At 38.5% G+C, this 23,434-nt stretch carries 19 protein-coding genes and 1 tRNA gene; 16 read left to right on the forward strand and 4 right to left on the reverse strand.

The features are described 5' to 3' along the window. The first annotated feature begins 152 nt into the window (after nt 1-152). The 6 genes from PO903_RS12765 (at nt 153) to PO903_RS12790 (ending at nt 6,850) form a co-directional block, all read left to right on the forward strand. Nucleotides 153-223: transfer RNA gene (locus PO903_RS12765), tRNA-Ala, on the forward strand. Nucleotides 224-320: 97 nt separating this feature from the next. Beyond that, a complete protein-coding gene (locus PO903_RS12770) occupies nt 321-689 on the forward strand; it encodes a hypothetical protein (protein ID WP_273593595.1) in 369 nt (122 codons plus the stop codon). Nucleotides 690-1,105: 416 nt separating this feature from the next. Beyond that, nucleotides 1,106-3,007, forward strand: a complete 1,902-nt coding sequence (locus PO903_RS12775) for a beta-glucoside-specific PTS transporter subunit IIABC (RefSeq protein WP_273593596.1) — start codon at nt 1,106-1,108, stop codon at nt 3,005-3,007. A gap of 150 nt (nt 3,008-3,157) precedes the next feature. Further along, nucleotides 3,158-4,612, forward strand: a complete 1,455-nt coding sequence (locus PO903_RS12780; protein ID WP_502921643.1) for a glycoside hydrolase family 1 protein — start codon at nt 3,158-3,160, stop codon at nt 4,610-4,612. A 203-nt stretch (nt 4,613-4,815) separates the two neighbouring features. Next, nucleotides 4,816-6,000, forward strand: coding sequence for an outer membrane protein assembly factor BamB family protein (locus tag PO903_RS12785; protein WP_273593598.1), 1,185 nt, complete (start codon nt 4,816-4,818; stop codon nt 5,998-6,000). Between the two features lie 175 nt (nt 6,001-6,175). Further along, nucleotides 6,176-6,850: a TetR/AcrR family transcriptional regulator gene (locus PO903_RS12790; protein ID WP_273593599.1), complete on the forward strand. Its 675-nt coding sequence runs from the start codon at nt 6,176-6,178 to the stop codon at nt 6,848-6,850. A gap of 132 nt (nt 6,851-6,982) precedes the next feature. Here the strand turns inward: PO903_RS12790 and PO903_RS12795 are convergent, their stop codons facing one another. Next, nucleotides 6,983-8,071: a low temperature requirement protein A gene (locus tag PO903_RS12795; RefSeq protein WP_273593600.1), complete on the reverse strand. Its 1,089-nt coding sequence runs from the start codon at nt 8,069-8,071 to the stop codon at nt 6,983-6,985. 194 nt (nt 8,072-8,265) lie between these two features. Further along, nucleotides 8,266-9,339, reverse strand: coding sequence for a polysaccharide deacetylase family protein (locus tag PO903_RS12800; protein WP_273593601.1), 1,074 nt, complete (start codon nt 9,337-9,339; stop codon nt 8,266-8,268). A gap of 312 nt (nt 9,340-9,651) precedes the next feature. Between PO903_RS12800 and PO903_RS12805 the strand changes: the two genes are divergently transcribed. After that, nucleotides 9,652-11,502 carry a UbiD family decarboxylase gene (locus tag PO903_RS12805; protein ID WP_069327013.1) on the forward strand — a complete coding sequence of 617 codons (1,851 nt, stop codon included), beginning with the start codon at nt 9,652-9,654 and terminating at the stop codon, nt 11,500-11,502. Between the two features lie 401 nt (nt 11,503-11,903). After that, complete coding sequence (locus PO903_RS12810; RefSeq protein WP_273593602.1) at nt 11,904-13,349, forward strand: FAD/NAD(P)-binding protein; 1,446 nt, start codon at nt 11,904-11,906, stop codon at nt 13,347-13,349. A 70-nt stretch (nt 13,350-13,419) separates the two neighbouring features. On the opposite strand, the gene PO903_RS12815 is transcribed toward PO903_RS12810, so the two are convergent. Next, nucleotides 13,420-13,794 carry a ribosomal protein L7/L12 gene (locus PO903_RS12815; RefSeq protein WP_069327015.1) on the reverse strand — a complete coding sequence of 125 codons (375 nt, stop codon included), beginning with the start codon at nt 13,792-13,794 and terminating at the stop codon, nt 13,420-13,422. Between the two features lie 224 nt (nt 13,795-14,018). Here PO903_RS12815 and PO903_RS12820 point away from each other — a divergent pair, with 224 nt between their 5' ends. Beyond that, nucleotides 14,019-14,672 carry a serine/threonine-protein kinase gene (locus tag PO903_RS12820; RefSeq protein WP_273593603.1) on the forward strand — a complete coding sequence of 218 codons (654 nt, stop codon included), beginning with the start codon at nt 14,019-14,021 and terminating at the stop codon, nt 14,670-14,672. Between the two features lie 90 nt (nt 14,673-14,762). Further along, the gene (locus PO903_RS12825) at nt 14,763-15,752 is read left to right on the forward strand and encodes a D-cysteine desulfhydrase family protein (protein ID WP_273593604.1); all 990 of its coding nucleotides are present in this window, start codon (nt 14,763-14,765) and stop codon (nt 15,750-15,752) included. Between the two features lie 126 nt (nt 15,753-15,878). On the opposite strand, the gene PO903_RS12830 is transcribed toward PO903_RS12825, so the two are convergent. Then, the gene (locus tag PO903_RS12830; protein WP_069327018.1) at nt 15,879-16,499 is read right to left on the reverse strand and encodes a 50S ribosomal protein L25; all 621 of its coding nucleotides are present in this window, start codon (nt 16,497-16,499) and stop codon (nt 15,879-15,881) included. Between the two features lie 382 nt (nt 16,500-16,881). Here PO903_RS12830 and PO903_RS12835 point away from each other — a divergent pair, with 382 nt between their 5' ends. From PO903_RS12835 to pfkB, 6 genes are all read left to right on the forward strand, one after another. Continuing rightward, nucleotides 16,882-18,063, forward strand: a complete 1,182-nt coding sequence (locus PO903_RS12835; protein ID WP_083243410.1) for a glycosyltransferase family 4 protein — start codon at nt 16,882-16,884, stop codon at nt 18,061-18,063. Nucleotide 18,064: 1 nt separating this feature from the next. Beyond that, on the forward strand, nt 18,065-19,174 hold the full coding sequence (locus tag PO903_RS12840; RefSeq protein WP_069327020.1) for a prenyltransferase/squalene oxidase repeat-containing protein: 1,110 nt from the start codon (nt 18,065-18,067) through the stop codon (nt 19,172-19,174). Beyond that, nucleotides 19,167-20,246 (forward strand): mannose-1-phosphate guanylyltransferase, encoded by a 1,080-nt coding sequence (locus PO903_RS12845; RefSeq protein WP_273593605.1) that lies wholly within the window; start codon nt 19,167-19,169, stop codon nt 20,244-20,246. The genes PO903_RS12840 and PO903_RS12845 overlap by 8 nt, the downstream gene beginning before the upstream one ends. Nucleotides 20,247-20,266: 20 nt before the next feature. Then, nucleotides 20,267-21,223: a DUF1861 family protein gene (locus PO903_RS12850; RefSeq protein WP_193555942.1), complete on the forward strand. Its 957-nt coding sequence runs from the start codon at nt 20,267-20,269 to the stop codon at nt 21,221-21,223. A gap of 538 nt (nt 21,224-21,761) precedes the next feature. Further along, nucleotides 21,762-22,508: a DeoR/GlpR family DNA-binding transcription regulator gene (locus PO903_RS12855; protein WP_137222380.1), complete on the forward strand. Its 747-nt coding sequence runs from the start codon at nt 21,762-21,764 to the stop codon at nt 22,506-22,508. Nucleotides 22,509-22,510: 2 nt separating this feature from the next. Then, nucleotides 22,511-23,422, forward strand: coding sequence for a 1-phosphofructokinase (gene pfkB, locus PO903_RS12860; protein WP_069327024.1), 912 nt, complete (start codon nt 22,511-22,513; stop codon nt 23,420-23,422). The last annotated feature ends 12 nt before the right edge of the window (nt 23,423-23,434 follow it).

Consider the following 23,434-nt stretch of genomic DNA (forward strand, 5'->3'; position numbering starts at 1 on the left):
GAATTTAGATTGCAGGAAGGAGAGAAAGAGGTGTAAAAGGATCTTTCTTGACGGGGTATAGGTAGATGTGATAAATTAATGTAGTTGTTGCTTTATGTATTTTTTCTCTCCACATGATTATGAGAGAAATAGGTTGAGTTATAACTAAACATGGGGCTATAGTTTAGGGGGAAAATAGGTCGCTGGCAGCGATCAGTCGGCGGTTCGATTCCGCCTAGCTCCATAAAATAAAAATCCGTTAGACACTTTTCGTGTTTAGCGGATTTTTTGCGTATAATAGACTCATTCCAATACATAAAACTTACAGGAGGTTCCAACCCATGTCTTACCAACAACTCACTTATACCATCGACAGCAACGGCACGATCTACGATAATGACTCGATCGAAGCATCTGTCATTTCCGATATCGTGCTCGATTTCCAAACAGGTATCTATGACTATGTTATTCTCACTCCAAGTCAGCCTATCGAACATAGTATCTACATACAAGCGGCTTCGGAACAACATGAAGGGGAAGGGATGGTGGTTGAGATTCGGTTGGTGCCTGAAGGAGATAAATCTGCGTTTCAACATTATGCGTATCATACATCCAATCACCAGGAGATCATTCAAATTCTTTTACATTACTGGACTCAGCAGAAATTACCCGATCTCACCAACTGGCATAATATCACTAACGAATTTTAAAGAAAGCGAAAAGAAACACTATACATTTTTAAAAATAAAAACTAAAATTCACTCTTAAAAAATAAATAATGTAAGCGTATACTTTTTCTCTTGCCAAATGAATCAAACGATGATATTCTTGCTTTAGGGATTGTTACTGCAAAGGCAAAACCCAGTACATGTAGCTAGGTCTGACATGTGTTGGGTTTTGCCTTTTTGCGTATAATATCTCTATCTAGAGCATTCAATATCGCTTTAAAGTAAGCGCTTACTATAAAGTGATACAGCAAGCTCAGGATACTCCTTACCCTCAAAAGAATAGAAATAGGATTGTTACTGGTCATGCAGGCAAAACCTAATCAGATCGTATCTACATCTACGCGATCTAGTTGGGTTTTGTCTTTTTTTCGTACCTCAATGCCAAAGGAGCGATAACCATGAAATATGAACAATTAGCCAAAGATATTATCCACAATATTGGTGGTCGGGACAATGTGAATAGTCTGACACACTGTATTACACGCTTGCGTTTCAAATTAAAAGACGAAAGCAAAGCCAATACGGATGTACTTAAAAATATGGATGGCGTCGTTACCGTTATTCAGAGTGGTGGACAGTATCAGGTGGTTATTGGGAATCATGTACCTGATGTGTACGCTGAAGTGAGTACCATTGGAGGATTTCAAGCAGATACAGTACAAGATACATCTAACGGAGAGAAAGTAAGCTTGTTTAATCGCTTTATTGATATGATCTCCGGCGTATTTACTCCGATCTTAGGCGTGCTGTGTGCTACAGGGATGATCAAAGGATTTACTGCATTACTGCTTGCATTACATGTGTTAACAAAAGAGTCAGGAACGTACGAAATTCTTAATGCATTAGGCGATTGTCTATTTTATTTCTTCCCAATCTTTCTGGGTTATACGGCTGCCAAAAAGTTCAATGCCAATATATTTATCGGGATGGCTATTGGAGCAACACTGGTTTATCCCTCGCTTAGTGGATTAACTGCTGGCGATCCATTGTACACTTTATTCGCAGGTACATTATTTGAGTCACCGATCCATATTACATTTTTAGGAATACCTGTGATTCTGATGACGTATTCGTCTAGTGTTATTCCGATTATTTTAGCTACGTATGTAGGTTCGAAGTTAGAAGTATTTTTCAAAAAAATTATTCCAAGTGTTGTGCGTACATTCTTGGTTCCGTTCTGTACATTGCTTGTTATTGTTCCGTTAACGTTACTTATTATTGGGCCGATCGCTACATGGGCAGGTCAATTGTTAGGGGCAGGTACATTATTTGTCTATAACTTAAGCCCGATTATTGAAGGGATGTTGATCGGTGCGTTCTGGCAAGTGTTTGTTATTTTCGGCTTACACTGGGGTCTGGTTCCGATTGTGATCAACAACTTAACCGTTATGAAATTCGATCCTGTTTTAGCAGGGATGTTTGGAGCTTCATTTGCACAGACAGGTGTTGTGCTAGCAATCTTACTCAAAACGAAAAACGTCAAACTCAAATCGCTTTCGATTCCTGCATTTATCTCAGGTATCTTTGGGGTAACCGAGCCAGCGATTTATGGAATCACACTTCCTCGTAAAAAACCATTTATTATCAGCTGTATAGCGGCTGCGGTAGGTGGAGGGATTATCGGCTTTGCAGGTACCAAAGCTTATATCGTAGGTGGATTGGGGATTTTCGGGATTCCAAGTTACATCGGACCAAGCGGTATAGATGCTGGATTCTATGGCATGTTGATTGGTATTGGAGTCAGCTTTGTGCTTGGATTTGCTATTATGTATGCGATGTTCCAAGACGACAAAGAAACAGCTAAAGTCACAGAATCACAAGCACCCAAAACAACGATCAAAATCGCTCAAGAAACGATTGCAAGTCCATTACAAGGAACAATTCTTCCACTTAGTGCTGTAGAAGATGAAGCATTCTCCTCAGGTGCACTGGGCAAAGGGATAGCGATTGAACCGTCTGAAGGCAAAGTATATTCGCCTGTGGATGGTGTATTGACTTCGATGCTGTCATCCGGTCATGCGCTGGGAATTACCAGTGATCATGGCGTAGATATTTTGATCCATGTGGGTCAGGATACGGTGAAGTTAAAAGGCAAACATTTTACACCTAAAGTGAAACAAGGCGATATCGTCACCAAAGGACAGTTGTTGATGGAATTCGATATCGAAGCGATCAAAGCCGCTGGATATATCGTAACTACACCCGTGATTATTTCCAATACAGCTAATTTCCAAGATGTTGTGCAGACCGACAAGCAAGCGATTCATTTCAAAGAAGATCTAATTACGGTCTTGATCTAATACAGATTGAATGTCATTGCTGAATACGTATACATTTTCTGTTGAATCAAAATAATCTCTACTCATATGTAAGTTCCAAGTGTCTGACAGTATACAGATCAACAGACACTTGGAACGATACTGATCACTATATAACAGGAGGAATGAATGATGAGCACAGTACAGCCTACATTTCCAAAAGGATTTCTATGGGGAGGAGCAACAGCTGCGAATCAATTAGAAGGTGGCTATAATCAAGGGGGCAAAGGGTTAAGTACATCTGATATGCTGACCGCAGGAACTCATACTACGTCTCGCAAAATCACAACAGCGTTAGACCCGACACTCAACTATCCAAGCCATGAAGCTATTGATTACTATCATCGGTATAAAGAAGATATTGCTCTGTTTGGTGAAATGGGCTTTAACGTATTTAGAATGTCGATCGCCTGGTCACGTATTTTCCCGAATGGCGATGATCTTGAACCGAGTGAAGAAGGATTGCAATTCTATGATCAAGTCTTTGCTGAGTTGAAAAAGAATAATATTCAGCCTTTGGTAACGATATCTCACTATGAAGCCCCATTTGCTCTAGCGCAGAAATATAACGGTTGGTCTGATCGTCGGGTGATTGATTGTTACACTCGTTATTGTGAGACACTATTTACAAGGTACAAAGATACTGTGAAATACTGGTTAACCTTTAATGAAATTAATATTTTGACGCTACCGTTTGGAACGTTTCTGGCTGGCGCAATGATTCCCAAAGGCAATGGAGAATTAGTCGATACATCGCAAGATGATCCACAAGCACGATACCAAGCGCTTCATCATCAATTTGTAGCTAGTGCCAAAGCCGTTAAGTTAGGGCATCAGATCAATCCCGATTTCAAAATCGGCTGTATGATCGCTTATATGTGCTCCTATCCGCTAACTTCGAATCCAGAAGATGTAATTTTGGCGCAACAAAAAGATAATTTAACGAACTTCTTATGTTCGGATGTACAGGTTAGAGGAGCTTATCCGGGCTTTGCTAAGCGTTATTTTGCAGATCAAGGAATTGAACTTGTGATGGAGCCAGAAGATGAGCAGACTTTGAAAGAAGGCTGTGTCGATTATTATACATTCAGCTATTATTCTTCGACTTGTGTGAGCGCTGATCCTGACCAAGAACAAGTAGGTGGTAATCTATCCATGGGACTCAAAAATCCGTACCTTAAAGCAAGCGATTGGGGATGGCAGATTGATCCACAAGGATTGCGCTGGTCACTGAACAATATTTATAATCGTTACCAGATTCCTTTGATGCTTGTGGAAAATGGTCTGGGTGCTGTGGATGAAGTGGAAGCCGATGGAAGTATTCATGACGATTATCGTATTGAGTATTTGAAGCAACATGTGATCGCTATGCAAGAAGCGATAGCGGATGGCGTTGACCTGATCGGCTACACGCCATGGGGCTGTATCGACCTTGTCAGTGCAGGTACAGGCGAGATGAAGAAAAGGTACGGATTTATTTATGTCGATAAAGATAATGACGGTAAAGGTACACTGGATCGCTCACGGAAAGATAGCTTTTTCTGGTATCAGAAAGTGATTGAGAGTAATGGAGCCGTGTTGGGATAAATATTAAAGATAATAAAAAGACCTGTTATACACTTTATAGAGTGTTTAACAGGTTTTTTTATTATCCCAGCTTGATATAATCATAGCTCTTTTACAAATCCAATAAAAAACTTCATTATAACGTTTCATAAGACGATATAGATACTGGGGAATAACCCTTTTTTTTGAAATGTAATACATACTGGAGAGGTTGGATATTTATTATGAAAAAAAGAATAATCTGTGTATTGGCTACATCTGTATTATTATCATCGTTTAGTTCAATAGCATCTGCTAAAGAATGGAGTACGTTATCTAATCCACAATGGACACAAAGTACAAAGGACGAATTTTTAGATGTAAAAAATGATATTCATCTTGCAACTGATCAGAAATTAGTTTATTTACATATGCAAGATGAGAAAACATACACAAAAATATGGAATTACGACACACTTAATGCGGTTGATCCAGACACAGGAAAGACAAAATGGATATTCCCTTTTTTTAAAGAAGGAATAGGTTATTTAACAACAGAGTATCCATTCATGTATGGTAAAAATGGAACAACATATGCTTATTTTGAATCTAATCGTTTATTGTATTCTATCAATGCTAAAGGGAAACAAAATTGGATGATTGAGCTTCCTGAACAACAACATCCAGATGCAGTATGGAATAATCCAGTTCACCTGATGAAAGATGGAACATTGCTTTATATAGTTCCTAAGTCTACTAAGACAGGAAATGAGACAACGATTGTCTATGGATATAATAAAAATGGCAAACAAATATTTAAAAAATTGATTTCTGGACATGTTGAAAAAGTAACAGATACCTATGTCATTGTCCAAAACCAATCTGTATCCTTTAATTATTTTAAATCCGATGTTTATAATACAGCAATGAAACGTTTATATCGCTATGAATTTCCAAAAGGTGCCACTACAGATATTGGATATACAACAGTATGGGATGATGGCACTGTACTATTTAGAGCTGATTTACCGAAAACAGGTAATCGTTTAATTGCTATTTCTCCGCAAGGAAAAGTATTATGGACTAGAGAAGTTCCAGGTAATGCAGAGATTAGAGAAGTAGGTAACTATTATATTGTTTATGTTGATAAAACAGTTTCTCTTTATGATTCGAAAGGATTTGTAGCTAAACACGCATTTGATCATATAGATGATGAAGTGCCTATTTATCCATCTGCTAGAATGACAGATGATCACAAAATTTGGTTGGATCTTGTGATAGAACAATATGTGCTTGATCCAAAAGATATGTCTGTTATCCAAAATTTTAAATTGAATAACGAAGATACTAAAATTATGCAATATGATAATAATATTGTTTATACATTAGACGAGTCGAAGAACAAAGTATCTAAATACCAACTGAAATAGTTTGAGATTGTCTATAATACTATTCTCTATAACAAAGAAGCTACTTGATTATTATAAGTAGCTTCTTTGTTAATTTGTTATTTAATACTGTAAGTTGAATCTAACATCGTTAGATGATATCATGAACCAAATAAGAAATGAACAAAATCTTACAGGGTTAGATAAGAGGGGTAAAATGGCTAAAAAAATAGCAGTGAGTGAAGCGAGAGTATTAGAAGCATCTTGGGAATTGTTAGCTCAAGATGGATTGGAAAAGTTCAGTATGCGTAAATTAGCAGACTTGATCGGGATTCAAGCGCCTTCGATTTATTGGTATTTCAAAAGCAAACAATTACTTTTTCAAGCTATGGCAAATCAAGTCGCAAGAGAAATTATGCTGAATATTCATCCGCGTGGAGATTGGAAAAAACAATTACATCATTATGCAGTCACGATGCGAGAACAGTTACGAATTTATCCATGTTCTGCTCAATTGCTAATGAGAACATTGCCTTTAGAAAGCGATTATTTGCAGTTGTTAGATCAATTTCTGCAACCGATCGAACCTCTTCCGCTGACAGATAAAGAAAAGTTGAACTATATCGTCTGTGTGATTAACTATGTATTGTGTCATGAACTCGATGAGTATGAACGTCAACAAGTCGCGATCGGTATTGGTGTTGAAGATGAGAAGTTATTAGACGGTTGGGCGCTAAAATCATTTGACCAGATTCCGCAAGAAAAAGTAAGTATTATTCACCGGATGTATACCAATGGTTTATTTGGAGAAGTTGGTACAGATGAGATGTTTGAATCGGGATTAGATATTTTGTTACGTGGCATCGAGCAAAAGGTTATAGCTAGTTCGTAAGATATCCATCGGAACATTAGAGGAAGATAAGCAAGCATACACTTTTGAGATAAATAAGATAATAATCCCTGCATCCAAAACCTCAACAGGCGATGGCATACAGGGATTATTTATGTTACTTTGTAGAAATGGTTATGTGGTAACTTTGGCAAATACAATAAAGAAGACCATCAATTCAGCCAACACGATATGTGGAGAAACCATAACCAGCCAATCAAAAGCGAATAAGACAATCAGTGTAAGAATCAGTCCAATCATCACTTTAAATCGTGGCTTGAAGTTATGGTAGCGATACCGATGGAATACGACCATTACAGCCACAAAGTAAATCAATACCGAAATAAATGTAAAGCTAAGAATAAATAGATACGACAGTTGCTCCAAAAATAATAATTGAATCGAAGCCGCAATCATACTCAGTGAAAAGTAAATAAACAGATGCCCATACATAATCGTTTGCCCGGCAGTTTGTTTTTCTTTATCCACATGCTTTTCGACATTTTCAAAATACTGCCACCAGATCGCAATAATCAATACAAATGCCATCGCTGCAAACAGAATAGACGAAGGTGTAAATTGATCAGATTGCAGTACAGATAGCATACTGATCACTGACTCACCTAGCAAAATCAACGTAAATAAAGCAAAACGTTCTAACAAGTGAGCGGTGTGAATCGGCGTTTTAACTAGATTTCGACGACCGATCAAAGGGACGATAATATCGACTGCTATCCCGGCATACAGAACAAAATAACGAATCCATGAATCGAAAAACAAAGAACAACATGAAATAACAATCCCTAGCCAGAAATACCTGCCAAAAAATCGAGCCGTTTCTTGGCGATGATGTTTCTCTTGAGTAGTCGTGATCATATACTGAATCACCATTAATGCTCGCAAACCGATATATCCAATCAGAAAAGGTATGTAATTTGAATCAAAATCGATATTAAGACTGGCTGTCATGATCAATACAAAAAATAATTGCACAATCATAAATATCCGGTCTTTGGTGCTGTCTTTTCCAAATCGATTGTTATATACGCTTTGCCCTACCCAAGCCCACCAGATCGGAATAAAAATAAGTAAAAACTTGGCTAACTGTTCCAAAGACATACCACCGTGTTCGACATGAAGTAACACATGGGTCGCTTTAGAGACTGCCGCTACAAATAGAAGATCATAAAACAACTCTAGCCAGGTTACCTTCTTTTCTAACATAAATTTCCCCCTTGTATATCCATCGTATTTTCATATCTATTGTATAGAATGGACATAAAAGTGTCAGCTTATTATTTTTATAAAGAAAATCCCGTTATCTGTAATGAAGCGATAACGGGTTGGTTTCTCAAAGCTTATTTATTTGTGGAATCATAACAATCGCAAGCTAGTATTTAGATCAGAATATAGTTGGTTTATTTCGAAGTCATAGATTTCTCGGATTCTCCTGCTTCACGACCGCTATGTTGAATCGAATCAGGAATAAATAGGTTACGACCCGGCAGTTTATTTTCCCACATGATTGAATTGTATAACCGTTCTGGATCAATTAATGGAGAACCCCCGTTAATCCGTGGAATCGTCATAAGATCGGTATCACGTGTGACTAATCCAAGTTCTGTTGTAAAAGCATAACGAATGCCTACTTTTTGGATAATCTTCTCGACTTCAGGCGTATGCAATCCGTAAGGATAAGCAAATGTATTGATTACATGTGGAGTGAGTGGACGAAGCGCTTCAACACAGCGTCGCATATCATTTTCAATGCGTGCTAGATAATGCTCATAGGTCTCGGTGACTCCGTCTTTTACCAGTGGAGCGGTTAATGCGTCTGTAGTATCGCTTGTTTTGTAATGTAATTTGTTGGTGTGAGCTTGCACTTCCATTGTTGGATCTGTGCTGGTCATATTTTTGATTTCTGCTTTGGTCATATGTGGAGTCGCCACAAGAGCGCCTTTGCTAAAGTCTCCTGTAATGACAAAGCTTACCCCTGGAATATGACGTTCTTTCATAATTGGATAGGCTGTCGTATAGAAGTTCTCATACCCATCGTCAAAGGTTACTAATACGGCGTTGTCTGGCACTTTGCCACCTTTCATAAATAATCGGAATTGTTCAAGCGAGATAAAATTCATATCTTTAGAACGTAAATAATCCAATTGAGACGCAAACAGAGCAGGTGTGATAATATCGCCTCCTTGCTTGATTGGATCGATATCATGGTACATCAGTACAGCAACTTTATTTTGATAACGATCTTTTTTGGCAATCGAAGCAAATTGTTCGACAGGTGGAAGCTGGTCTGCGGATAATGGTTCATTGATTGTTGTAGGGTTGGTTTGTGAAGAAGAGCTAGACTGATCTGCCGAGGCAGAAGTAAAGGATGAGAAAAGATTGCGATCAGAATACATAGCCATTGCGATAAGCACAATCGCTAGAGTTGTTACCAGACCGGTAACGACAAACACAGACGTTTTGAATAATTTCATACATAGATCATCCTTTGTTAGAAAGTGGGGGCATCATTAGCACTAATATCGGAAAATAAAGAGGGAGATATAATATGTGACTTGTAAACAATCATGATTAAGCGCATTTTAGTTGAGGTGGTAAGATGCGTTTTGCAGGATTATATCGTACACTAAAAAGAAGTGATCTCATGTTCACATAATAGTACCATCTCTATATCGTACACCATGCCATAATGGGGATATAACATATATACTTATTTTTAAATCAAATTTGAAACAAAGTAAACCTACACTATAGATCAAGTAATAAAGGTAGAATGGAGCTGGAATATGAACTACCGTAATATGGAAGAATGTGTGAATGATCTGGAAAAAAACGGTCATCTGATTCGGATTCATGAAGAAGTTGATCCTTATCTTGAAATGGCTGCGATTCATATGCGTGTTTTTGAAGCAGGCGGCCCTGCATTACTTTTTGAAAATGTAAAAGGTTCTCGATTCCGTGCAGTATCGAATCTGTTCGGAACTGTAGAACGGAGCAAATTTATTTTTAGAGAGACATGGGAATCCACACAAAATGTAATCGCTTTGCGTAACAATCCGATGCAAGCACTCAAGCATCCTTTTCAATATGTAGGTACAGGTCTATCTGCTCGTAAAGCTTTGCCTTTGAAAAAATCGAGTGGATTACCAGCAGAATTTGAAGAAATTCAGATTGAGGATCTACCACTGATCCAGAACTGGCAAGATGATGGTGGTGCTTTTGTAACATTGCCACAGGTATATAGCGAAGATCCCGAAAAGCCAGGCATTATGAACTCTAATCTAGGGATGTATCGTGTGCAGTTAAACGGAAATGAATATGAATTGAATCGAGAGATTGGTATCCATTATCAGATTCATCGTGGTATTGGTATTCATCAGGAGAAAGCCAATCGTCAAGGTAAACCGCTAAAAGTAAGCTGTTTTATCGGTGGCCCTCCAGCACATACCTTATCTGCGGTTATGCCTTTGCCTGAAGGAATGAGTGAGTTAACATTTGCAGGATTATTAGCAGGACGACATTTTAGCTATAGTTATGTGGATGAATTCTGTGTCAGCAACGATGCTGATTTTGTGATTACAGGCGAGATTTATCCGGATGAGACGAAGCCAGAAGGACCTTTTGGAGATCATCTGGGCTATTATAGTCTAACTCATGAGTTCCCGATGTTACGTGTACACAAAGTCTATGCACGCAAAAATGCGATTTTCCCGTTTACCGTTGTAGGTCGACCACCGCAAGAAGATACGGCTTTTGGCGCTCTGATTCATGAATTGACAGGTGGAGCGATCAAGCAAGAGATTCCGGGAGTCAAAGAAGTACATGCTGTCGATGCCGCAGGGGTACATCCATTGTTATTTGCGATTGGTAGCGAACGATACACGCCTTATCAGCAAGTGAAGCAACCAGCGGAAATTCTGACCATAGCGAATCGAATTCTGGGAACAGGGCAGTTAAGTCTTGCCAAATATTTATTTATGACTGCGGAAGAAGAAGAGATATTGGATTCTCATCATGTTGAACATTTTCTAACGTATATATTGAAGCGGATTAATTTGCACCGTGATATTCATTTCTATACGAATACGACAATCGATACTCTGGACTATTCAGGTACCGGGCTTAATACAGGTAGTAAAGTGATCTTTGCAGCTGTAGGTGAACCGAAGCGTGAATTATGTACAGAGGTTCCGGCGATCTTACATGATCTACCGCAATGTGGAGCGGCTCATCTGGTGATGCCAGGCGTAGTGGCTTTGCAAGGGGCTAGCTTTGTCGATTATGAACATACCGAGCAACAATTACAGGATCTATGTGAGAGTATTGCACAACGTGGTGAATTGCCTGACTGTCCGTTAATTATCCTGTGCGATGATAGTCCATTTTTAAGTGCGACGATCGACAATTTCTTGTGGGTTACGTTTACACGAAGCAATCCTTCTCATGATATGTATGGAGTGAATAGCTTTACCAAGCATAAGCATTGGGGTTGTGATAATGTCATTATTGATGCACGTACCAAGCCTCATCAAGCTCCACCATTGATTCCTGATCCTGACGTGGCGCAAAATATAGAGCGACTGTTTGCAGATGGAGCAAGCTTGAGTACATTAGCACGTCGTACTTCACAATCGTAAAAAGATGATTAACAAAGAACCTTTACTCTTAGTTATAGAGAAAGGTTCTTTTTGTTATATACATTTACGTGGTAGAAGAACGAAATAGTTAGTGCAGAAATAGAACCAATAGATAAAAAAACTCAATATGATAACTTATATACCATGAAAGAAAGAAAAATTATCAGAAAGTTAGTAATAAAGAACAATATGAAGCATTTAATTTAGAAATGATGACAATAAATCTATCATTAACTTTTAAAAAGAAGAATATTACATATATAATAAGCTTACAAGTTACATCTCATTACATTTAAATTTAAAATAAAATAAAATAATATATCACATCAACATCACATATTAAATGGCTTCAATTCATTCTAATAAGCAATAGATATAGAGCAGAGGAAGGATGAGAGAGTATGAGTTTGGCAGAACTGAATCAACGTGTGAAAACAGACCTTTCTTATCTAGCTTATGGAGGAGCAGATTGGGTACGTCCATTGCAACATCCAGCAGGTCATGTCTATGATGTCGTGATTGTAGGTGGTGGTCAGAGTGGTCTGGGCGCGGCTTTTGGATTATTGCGTGAACGGATATCGAATATTTTGGTTATAGATGAAAATAAAGAAGGGGTCGAGGGTCCATGGGAAACGTATGCACGGATGGTCACTTTGCGTACTCCTAAGCATTTAACATCAATAGATCTAGGGATTCCTTCATTAACGTTCCGCTCATGGTGGGAAGCACAGACAGGTGCAGAAGGATGGGCAGCTGTGGATAAAATTCCACGTGGAGACTGGATGAATTATCTACGGTGGTATCGCCATATTCTTGATTTACCTGTACGCAATCATGTACGCTTGAAGCTGATCGAACCGACCGAAGAAGGAATTCACCGTCTGCATATCGAGAATACCAACTCAGATTCAGTAAGCGTTAATGACGTACTTTTAGCACGGAAAGTCGTGTTGGCGACAGGTATACAAGGAGGAGGAGAGTGGCATGTTCCACCAATGATCCGTAATCATCTGCCTTCTCATCTGTATGCTCATACTTCAGCAGATATTGATTTTGAACCGTTAAAAGGCAAAAAAGTAGCTATATTAGGTGGCGGAGCTTCCGCTTTTGATAATACTCATTTCGCCCTTACGCAAGGTGTAGGCGAAGCTCATGTTTTTGTCAGACGTGAACAATTACCACGAATCAATCCGATTCGACAAATGGAAATATCGGGTATGATTGAACGGTTTGCCGCTTTGCAAGATGAAGATAAATATGCAGCAATCGGGCACTTTTTCAAATACAATCAACCACCCACCAATGATACATTTGAACGTGCATCTGCATGGGATGGATTTCATCTTCATTTGGGATCACCATGGTTAAAGGTTGAACAAGTAGGTGAGCAAGCTGTCGTTACCACACCTCAAGGAAGATTTTCGTTTGACTTCTTAATTATCAGTACAGGATTATTAAGTGATCCCGCATTACGTCCTGAATTGAAGTTAGTAGAGTCTCATATTGCACGTTGGAGTGATAAATATACAGCACCGGCAGACGTGGCTAATCCATTATTGGATGCTCATCCGTATCTTAATGCAGGGTTCGGTCTACAAAGTCGAGATGAAGCCGGTAAAGAACGACTGCATGGATTGTATGTTTTTAACTATTCTGCGTTGGTCAGTTGTGGATTATCGGCATCTGCGATTTCAGGCATGCGATTTGCGATACCGAAGTTAGTCGGAGCGATTGCGGATGAATTGTTTTTAGACGATCGAGCAGATATTTTACACAACTTCTTCGCTTACGCTGAAGATGAATTTATCGGACAATGGCCGAAAGTAGCCAATACCGTAGATGTATAAGTAAACTTTGAAAGTCTGTAACTTAATGATCGTTCTATAAAAAAAACCTGCAAACACGTTGAAATCGTGCTTACAGGTTTTTTTGTTTGTATTCATTTTCCAAGTGATCTACATAATCTTTGGCTTCTTTGAGTCCCCATCCACGTGCTTCACGAACTTCTTTGATCGCTTGAATCTTTTTATTGTCATGAGTCAAAAACAATATACGTTCTTCAAACGTAGCTTGGTCAATCATTGGTGGTGAATGAGGAGGATGAACTTCACTTGTTGAAGATACCGACTTGGCACGATAAGAGGTAGATACTCCTGCATTACCCGGCCGATTTTTGAGCCATTCTAGATCTGATTTTATTTCGTTGAGTTGACTTTGTAGACTAATGACACGCAGTAACAGAAATACGGATAATACAAGCGCAATCATCGCTACAATTTCATATGTATTCATGGTATCTTGCTCCTTTCTTTATATAGTCATCTACAAAAGTATAACATACATCAGATTAGGGGTCATATCAGCAGCTATTGCTTATCTTTTGTGAAATAAATCTATGAAATGTAGATGCGTTTTGCTACATTATCACGTAAAATAATACTGTGAATCACTTACAGTATGTACATACTTAGAAAAGAATAACCTGTTGATGAATGAAGCTATAGGGAGCGTATGAGATGGAAAAGTTATTACAGCAAGTAAGGGATGAATTGATCGCTCATGTTATTGTAGAAAGTTTTCATTTTATGGAGCCTGTACGAGTAAAAAATGCACCTCAGCCATGGATTTTACTCGGTGCAGGGAATTATGCAGCTGTATTTTATCATCCCGATTATGAAGATTATGCAGTGAAAGTATATGCAATTGGGAAGACAGGCTTAAAAGAAGAAGCAGCCGTTTATGAAAAGTTAGGTGTACATCCTGCGTATTCCGCTTGTTACTATGTAGGTGAGAATTTTCTAGTTCTAAAGCGTCTACGAGGTGTAACCGTCTATGAATGTATGAAACGTGGAATTCTAGTCTCTGAACAAGCGATCAAAGATATAGATGCGGCGCTCGATTATGCTATTTCCAAAGGTCTACGTCCTCATGATATCCATGGTAAAAATGTGATGGTTGAACATGGACGAGGGCTGATCGTAGATATCTCTGACTTTTACAAACAAGAAGAATGTAAAATGTGGACAGACTTCAAAAAAGCATATTACCGTCTATATTTGCCTGTCGCTTCTCGTATATTATTTCCAGTGCCAGGTATCATGTTGGAAGGTGTACGCAAAGGCTATCAAGTATATCGTAAACGAAAAAAAGCTCAACTAGCTAGACACTGACTTGATGTAGTGTCTTTTGTTTTCATTTATCCTAAATAAGGTATATAGAAGTAATAGATCATACAGAGTCTATAAAGGAGGCATTATCCGATGATCACTATCCCGGAACGAATCATACTGGCTAATCTACCGACCAAGATCGAAAAGTTAGAGCGTATCTCTGCGCAATTACAAGGACCTTCCATCTATATCAAGCGGGATGATCAGACAGGGACTGAATTATCAGGTAACAAAATTCGCAAACTGGAATATTGTATTCGTGAAGCTATCGACCAGGGTTGTGATACGTTGATTACTTGTGGAGGGATTCAATCGAATCATTGTCGTGCAACAGCCGCCGTAGCTGCCAAGCTCGGACTAAAAGCAATCGTTGTATTACGTGGTCATGATCCTGATACATACGAAGGCAATTTATTGTTGGATCATTTATTAGGTGCAGAAGTACGTTGGATCAGTAGTGAAGATTATCGAGATCATCGGATGGATATTATGCATACGATTGCTGATGAAGTATCAGCTAAAGGACAACAAGCTTATGTGATTCCAGAAGGAGCTTCAAGCGGAATCGGTGCATTTGGATATTTCTCAGCGCTACAAGAAATCGTCCAGCAAGAGCAAGAATTAGGTATCTCTTTCGATGCTGTTATTGTGGCAGTAGGCTCAGGTGGGACACATGGTGGATTATTGCTAGCTCAACAGTTACTTCCTACTTCACATCGTATTATAGGGATTAATGTGTGTGATGATGAAGATTATTTTATAAAAGCGATTACTACAGTTATTGAAGAAAGTGCTCATTACCTTGATCAATCGGTTACGATACCGACTGAAGCGATAGAAATCATAGACGGCTATGTAGGTAAAGGTTATGCTCAAAGTCAACCTCAAGAATTACAGTGTATTAAAGATCTGGCTTCGCTAGAAGGTGTAATTCTTGATCCTGTGTATACGGGGAAAGCTTTTTACGGGTTAGTTGAAGAAATTCGTAAAGGCACATTCCAAGACCTACAAAATATCTTGTTTATTCACACTGGCGGATTATACGGATTATTTCCTCATAGTAACTCTTTTGAATTTTAATATAGAAAAAGTCTGCTATACACATAATAATCTAGTGTTAGCAGACTTTTATAATAGATCGCAATAAGCTAAATTAAAATATTTATTACAAATTAGGATTATAGGAATTGCCTTTATTAAATATAATTATGCAGTAGGTTTGTCTACTTCAGGTACAACAGGAGTAGCTACAGCTGATTCATCTTCTAGTTCGGCTTCAATAGCTGGAGATACTTTGATTACAACAGCTGTAGGATCAGTAAGCACTTCAACGCCTTTATGGAATTCAAGATCAGATACTAATAAATGCTCACCAATACCAATTTTAGTAATATCGACTTCAAAAGCACTTAGCAAATCATCAGGCATACAACGAACATCAACTTCATACAATTCGACTTGCATAACGCCGCCTTCATAGACACCGATCGGTTCGCCAGAGAAATGAATAGTTACTTTAGTATCCATTGCTACATTCATATTCAATTGGTGAAAATCAATATGCAAAATCTTTCTTGTAATCGGATCTTTTTGAATATGTTGAATAGTAACAGGCTTTTTGCCTTTGGTAGGAATGTCTGCCATAAGAATAGCGCGAGGATTTTCTTTAATTGTTGCTAAAAATGATTTTTCTTCAACCATAACCGAAACACTACCAATATCTTTACCATATACAGTAGCAGGAATTCGCCCGCTAGTTCTTAATTCACGAATCTGCGATCCACTTTGTTGGCTACTACGTTCATTTAATACAATAGAGTTACTCATTTGTATTGCCTCCTTGGACATACAAGAAAATTTTACGCAAAAAAAGCTGATTAGCAATGGATGTCTAATCAGCTCGCCATGCGAACACATTTTCTTGTTGTTATGTATCATGTTACTACAAGTTTGTTGCTTGTCAAATATGTTGCCATACTAAGTTAATTATTTGACAACTTATCCACAGAGTGGTAAAGTTAGGGAAGCAGATAGGAACGGAAAGATACACATATCAGCTAAGAATATACATCATGACTCATTTTAATTGCTTATCCAATACGTACAGAATCAAATACAAATTTATTCGATCTTAAGAAATAAAGGTATCTTTATTTCTTTTTTGTTATCTCATTTTGGAAAATAATATAATAAAAGGGAGAAAATAACTATGAACAAAGAGATCAAAAAACGGAATATTGTATTTTTAGGAACCAGTCTACCAAGAGAATGTGGATTGGCTACCTTTTCGCAAGATATGCTTGATGAAATTCAAAAAATAAGCGATTTTAATCCTCCACATATTATGGCTGTAAACAATGACAAAACATATGAGTACGGTAGTCAGGTCATGGGGCAAATTAATCAGTTTGAACGTGCTGATTATTTGAAAGCGGCTAATGAATTGAATCAATCCAACACAGACGTACTGGTGATTCAACATGAATTCGGTATTTACGGCGGCGAAAGTGGCGAGTATGTTGTAGAACTTGCAGAACATTTAACCATACCGTTTATTATTATTTTCCACACCGTTCTATCTGAACCTAGCGATAAGCAACGTCAGATTATGAAAAAGCTAGCAGATATGAGTTATAAAGTAGTAACAATGGTGCAGAATAAAGTACAAGATTTGATCGAAGTATACGATATTGCTGCTGATAAAATAGAAATGTATCATCATGGTGTTCCGTTTGTTGACACAGGTAGTCGTACTGAATTGAAAGAACGTTATGGATATAGTGATCGTCAAGTATTATCTACATTTGGATTTTTGAGCCCGGGTAAAGGAATCGAATATGCGATTCAAGCGATGAGCGGTGTTGTCAAAACACATCCAGAAGCGCTTTATATTATATGGGGAAAAACACATCCAGTCGTGAAACAACAGGTCGGTGAAGTATATCGTCAAAAGCTAACTGATTTGGTCACTGAACTTGGACTTGAGAATAATGTCGCTTTTGTAGATAGACTGTTGACGCAAGAAGAAGTGGTTCAGTCGTTGGTCATGTCTGATATTTATTTGACTCCTTATTTGGGAAAAGATCAGGCTGTAAGTGGAACACTCGCTTATGGAATAGGATACGGACGTGTTATTATTTCAACGCCTTATCGTTATGCTATTGAAATGTTAGCAGATGGCAGAGGGATGCTAGCAGAGTTCAATGATTCAGCATCGTTAGAAACGCATATGTTGAATATATTAGATCACCCAGAGCTGAAGACAGAAATGGAAAACAAAACCTTGGCTCTTGGACAAACCATGATGTGGAGCGAAGTTGTGAAGTCCTACGCCAAACTATTTCGTGAAGTCATGTCTAGCAGTTACGGATTAAAAGGGAGTGCAGTATAAAATGGAAAACGTCATCGATTCAACGCCAACATCTACCTTATCTGCAGATTACTTACGACGCTTAACCGATGATACAGGGATTTTTCAACACACCAAATTTGGTATTCCTGACCGTTCGAAAGGCTACACTTCTGATGATAATGCAAGAGCACTCATCGCAGCGGTATTACTTTATAAAACCAAACAAGATCAGGCTTCCCTTGATCTTGTGCATACGTATCTAGCCTTTATCTACCATGCTCAAAATGAAAATGGTAGCTTCCGTAACTTTATGGATTACAACCGTACATTTATAGAAAAAACAGGTTCTGAAGATTGTCAGGGTAGATGTCTGTGGGCATTAGGTGTCACTATTGCGGAGCCTTCGATTCCAGATAATTTGCAAAACACATGTAAATTTATGATCAACCGTGCACTTCCATTTTTGGAGAAGATTCGTGCTCCAAGAGCGATTGGGTATGCTTTGATCGGATTAACAACTATGCTTGATACTCCAGGTGCGTTAACGTATACATTCCCATTTGCTACAGGTGAGAAATCAGGCGCTTCATTCTTACCACGCACACGAATCGAATCTTTGATTCAGAATATGGGGATTCGTCTGCACAATCTGTATCAAGGTCATGCTAGTGCAGATTGGCACTGGTTTGAAGACAAAGTGACTTATGGTAATGCAATGTTACCGTGGGCTTTGTTCAAAGCGTCTCAACATTCCAATACAGCTGCTTTTCAAAAAACAGCCCAAGAAAGCTTAGATTTCTTAGCGGAGTTAACATTTGTTTCTGAAGGTTATTTCAAGCCGATAGGTAGTCATGGTTGGTTACAGCGTGGTAAGCCTGCTGCACCTTATGATGAGCAACCGATCGAAGCTTCTGAGATGTTAATGGCTTGTTATGAAGCTTACAAAATACTTGGTGTACAAAAGTATCATGATCAAGCTTTGTTATGCTATCAATGGTTCCACGGTAGAAATTCACGTAATGAATCGTTGATTGATCGTCAAACAGGCGGTTGTTATGATGGAATTCATGCAGTAGGCTTAAATCTCAATCAAGGGTCAGAGAATATCGTCTCTTACTGCATGGCTCATGCGGTGATGGGCAATGAATAGATTTGCGACTATTCTTGCAGGTGGAGGAGGAACGAGGTTCTGGCCTCTTTCCCGGCAAGATCTCCCCAAGCAATTATTAAATATTAGCGGTAACGATATTATGCTAAATGATACGATTCAACGCTTTGATGGAGTCATACCTATGGAAAATACCATTATTGTGACCCATCGTTCTCAAGCGACTTTACTTGAAAGTATTATGCATACCAGTGTACAAGCTTCCAATATCCTCGTAGAACCTGTTTCCAAAAATACGGCTGCAAGTATTCTGCTAGCTGCTCTATATATCGAAAAAAATCATGGCGAATCTTTAATGATTGTGTTCCCTTCTGATCATCATATTACACAAGAAGAGAAATTCCGCACCAAGTTAGAAGAAGCGTGTCAAATTGCTATCGAAACAGACAAAATTGTAACGATAGGCATCAAGCCTACATTTGCAGCAACAGGCTATGGTTATATTTCGTGTAAAAGCGAACCGTTGATGAATACTCCTTGTCCTGTATACGAAGTTGCTGAATTTGTAGAAAAACCTACCTTTGTCAAAGCCAAATCTTATCTAGAAACAGGGCATTATTTATGGAATAGTGGTATGTTTATCTGGAAAACATCTACAATCATTGATAACTTCAAGCGTTTCCTACCTCGATTGTACAAAACAATGCTACCTTTGATTGCTTATCTAGGTACCGATCAAGAAGAAGAGATGATCAATCAGATTTATCCCTTATTGCAAAATATCTCGATTGATTATGGTATTTTAGAACGTTGTGATGAAGTGGTTGTGCTTGAAGGTGATTTTGGATGGAATGATATTGGAAGCTGGGATGCTTTAGGTGCGATTTTCCCACCGGATGCAGAAGGCAATATTGTGAAAGCCAATTATGTAGGCATTGATACACGTAACTCTATTATTTATGGTGAAAAGCGATTAATTACTACGATAGGTCTGGATCATTTGATTATTGCAGACACAGAAGATGCCTTATTAATCTGTGCCAAAGACCGTGCGCAGGATATCAAAGATATGGTGATCATGTTGAAAGAAAAAGGACTTCAGGAATATACCTGAGAAAGGTTGACTCTTACCTCATGATGAAATTAGATTGGGATATCAAAACGTGCCGGGAATTACTGTCAGAGTATACGCCTGCCGAACAAAAAGGAACCAAGCTTCATTTTACAGGAGTAGATGGTCTGGATGTCTATAATATTACAGCTCCTTTCTGGAATGATGGAGAACTGTATATTGCGGGACGTGTAGAAGCAAGAGATTCCGAAGACTCTGAAGTGATTTTTTTTGTACGTAATGGAGAGGTATGGGAACCGAAAGAAGATCTCACGCCTTTTCAATTACAAGATCCGTTTATTACGAAGCTAGACGATGAATTGATCTTTGGTGGCGTGGAAATTTATCGGAACCAAGAACCGGACCATAAGATTATTGGCTGGCGTACTTTACTGTATCGTGGCAAAACGATCCATGATTTTGAATATGCAGTGACAGGCCCCTGGAATATGAAAGATATTCGCTTAAACGAAATGGCTGATGGCAATATTGCTGTATTTTCTCGACCATTTGGTGTAGAAGGGGCAATCGCTTTGATAGGATTTGGTATTTTTGAATCTTTTCAAAATCTATCTGAATCTAATATTATTAGTGCGCCTGTATTTAAAGATCAATTCGATAAAAATGAGTGGGGCGGAGCAAACGAAATTCATTTGCTAAATAATGGACTATTAGGCATACTCGGTCATATTGCTTATCGAGATGAACATAAGATACTACATTATCATGCGATGTCTTTTGTACTCAATCCATGGACAAGGGAGAAGTCTGAACTGAAAATTATTGCTGTTCGAAATGATTTTCCAGAAGGCCCTGCCAAGCGTCCAGATTTAGTCGATGTTATTTTTAGTGGTGGATTAACACGTGAAGCGAATGATCGTGCCATATTGTATGTAGGGGCAAGCGATGTCGAATCTTATTGTATTGATATCCCTGATCCGTTTGTAGAGTATGAGCAGATTATTTTGACCAAACATTAGTGGGAAGTAGAATGACTATAATTCGCTAATCAATATAGAATATATATAAACAAGGCTATCTTACAATCAGATTATAGATTGTGAGATAGCCTTGTTTTACTTTGAGCTACAGTTCAATCGAGTACGATCGCTATCGCACGAATCCACCCTGCACTCGCTTTCTCAATGCCTACAAAATGTCCTTCCCAGATCAGACTGGCATCACCTGTTTCTTTGTACCGTTCAGCAATCGTCGGCAGAGGAGCATCCCAACTCCAAGCATGCCAATATCATAACAAGCCCGAAATTGATTTGTATAGAAACGCTCATGATAAGAGATAGAGTATAAAATGAACTGCCTAATAGAGTACTTTACAAAAATCATGTGTTGACCGATGAAAATAATAGTGAATCTTATAAAAGAATCCAAATCCCTCCAAATATTTATCAAAATGTGAACGAAAACAATCATGATTTGAATTTTTGTGGATTATTTTGAATGAAAGTGATTGTTTTTTGTTAGGTTTGTGATACGATAGTTGGAGTTGGAGGAATGATCATGCTGACAGAAGAACGCTACCATTTAATTCTACAGCGCTTACAGGAACGAAGCATTGTTAAATTGCAAGAATTAGTTGATATTTTAGGTGCTTCGGAATCAACCATTCGTCGTGATTTGATCGATCTTGAAAGTCGCCAACTGCTAAAGCGTATACATGGGGGAGCAGCCCTAGTTCATCAAAAAAGCCAGGAACCTGGTATGGATGAAAAAACATTCACAAACGTTCAACAAAAAGATATTATTGCCAAATTAGCAGCACAAGAGCTTTTGGATGGTGAATGTATCTATCTCGATGCAGGAACAACGACGCTTGCCATGATTCCTTATATTGAAGCAAAAGACATTACAGTGGTGACCAACGGATTGTCTCATGTTGAAGCTCTTGTTCAGCAACAGATTCGAAGTTATTTGTTGGGAGGTATGATGAAAATGCATACCAAAGCCGTTATTGGAAGTATAGCGCTCCAGAATATGGACAACTTCCGCTTTGATAAATGTTTTCTCGGAGCAAACGGCATAGATGCAGAGATGGGATATACAACGCCAGATCCTGAAGAAGCTTTAATTAAAAGACGTGCACATGAATTATCCAGTCAGACGTATATACTAGCAGATTCGAGTAAGATCGGTGAGATTACGTTTGCCAAATTATTTAATCTAAATGAAGCTGTATTAATCACCGAAGCTATGCCAGAACAATGGCAACGTTCGATTGCCCAAAAAACTAAAATAATCGAGGGATAACCATGATATATACAATAACGCTTAATCCTTCCATAGATTATATCGTGGAAGTGGACGAACTGAAGCTAGGTGACTTGAACCGAATGACACGGGATTTGAAACTTCCCGGTGGAAAAGGAATCAACGTATCTCGTATTTTGAATCGTTTAGATGCGCCGAATACAGCCCTTGGTTTTGTCGGTGGATTTTCCGGTCAATATATAGAAGATAAACTTCATGCTGAACACATTTCGACTGATTTTGTCCATGTGGCAGATGATACACGAATTAATGTAAAGCTGAAGCATGGAGAAGAAACAGAGATCAATGGGCAAGGGCCGAATATCAGTACAGAAGAAGCAGATGCGCTAGTTGCCAAATTGTCTCAATTGAGCAAAGAAGATGTTGTTGTTCTTTCCGGAAGTGTACCGCCTTCATTAGGAGCTCATTTCTACGATCGCTTAATTGAAGTATGTAAGCAGACAGGTGCAGAATTTGTGATTGATACAACAGGGCCAGCACTACTCAAAGCGCTTGCAGATCGTCCACTATTAGTGAAGCCTAATCATCATGAACTAGCAGAACTGTTCAGTGTTGTGATTGCGAGTCGTGAAGATATTATTACGTATGGTCGTAAATTGCTTGAACTTGGTGCGCAACATGTACTGATTTCGATGGCAGGTGATGGAGCTTTATTGATCACACCGGAGGAAGTGTATCATGCGAATGTGCCTAAAGGTACAGTGAAAAATTCTGTAGGTGCAGGCGATTCAATGATTGCTGGATTTACCGGTACATTGGTATCTACTCACGATCCAATAGAAGCCTTCCGTACAGGTGTCGCTTCAGGTAGTGCGACTGCCTTTTCAGATGATCTAGCAACACGTGAAAAAATTGAAGAGTTACGTCCACAAGTTACTATTGTTAAATTATAGAATCTGTTGATT

Origin of the sequence: Paenibacillus sp. PK4536 (genome assembly GCF_028594455.2) — a bacterium.
Classification (GTDB): domain Bacteria; phylum Bacillota; class Bacilli; order Paenibacillales; family Paenibacillaceae; genus Saccharibacillus; species Saccharibacillus nuruki.